This window comes from Rhodococcus sp. FH8, from assembly GCF_019266085.1.
Lineage (GTDB): Bacteria > Actinomycetota > Actinomycetes > Mycobacteriales > Mycobacteriaceae > Rhodococcus_F > Rhodococcus_F qingshengii.
The window spans coordinates 1-764 of record NZ_LPNQ01000058.1 but is presented as its reverse complement, the minus strand read 5'-3'; the positions used below and the strand labels follow the sequence as shown (position 1 = coordinate 764).

Sequence of the window (764 nt, the reverse complement as noted above, 5' to 3'; positions counted from 1 at the left end):
GAGCGGCGCCCACAACGGCTCCATACCTCGGGTCCGCGCCTCATACGCCACCATCACATCACGCGTCAACGGACCCATCGAGAAACCGTCACCCGCAATGTGATGCACCGTCATCGCCAGGACGTACTCGAACTCGTCGAGCTGGAACAGATGAGCTCGCATGGGAATTTCGGACGTGACGTCGAAAGTTGCGCCGAGGACTTCGGAAACTCGTACGAGGAGAGCACTTTCGGACACATACTCGATCGTCAGGTCCACGGCCGCGTCATCCGGCGAGAGAATTCTCTGGAAACCGATGCCGTCCACTTCAGGGTAGACCGTCCGGAGAACTTCGTGGCGCAGCACCAGATCACCCACTGCCGCAGCAAGCGCCGATTCGTCGAGGGCGCCGGAGAGGCGAAGGACCACTGGCATGTTGTATGCCGACGACTCAGGTTCGAAGCGGTTGAGGAACCACATCCGGGACTGAGCCGGTGACAACGGGATCGCCGACGGGCGTACCCGGGCTGTCAGGGCCGGCCTACTCGAGGATGATGAGGCGTCGAGAACCGCAGCGAGTTCGGCTACCGTCGGCGAGTCGAAGATGGCCCGCAGCGGTATGTCAGTGCCTCGGTCTGCGTTGATGCGGCTGACAAGTCTGGTCGCATTGAGCGAATTACCACCCAACTCGAAGAAATCATCATCCACACCAACCCGCGACTCACACCCCAAAACCACCGCAAAAGCAGCAGCCACCACCAACTCCGAAGCAGAACCAGGCGCCC

At 61.0% G+C, this 764-nt stretch carries 1 protein-coding gene; it reads right to left on the bottom strand.

The genetic code is table 11. The features are described 5' to 3' along the window. A partial coding sequence (locus ATN38_RS11490; RefSeq protein ID WP_256931756.1) for a condensation domain-containing protein occupies positions 1-764 on the bottom strand: 764 nt, incomplete at both ends.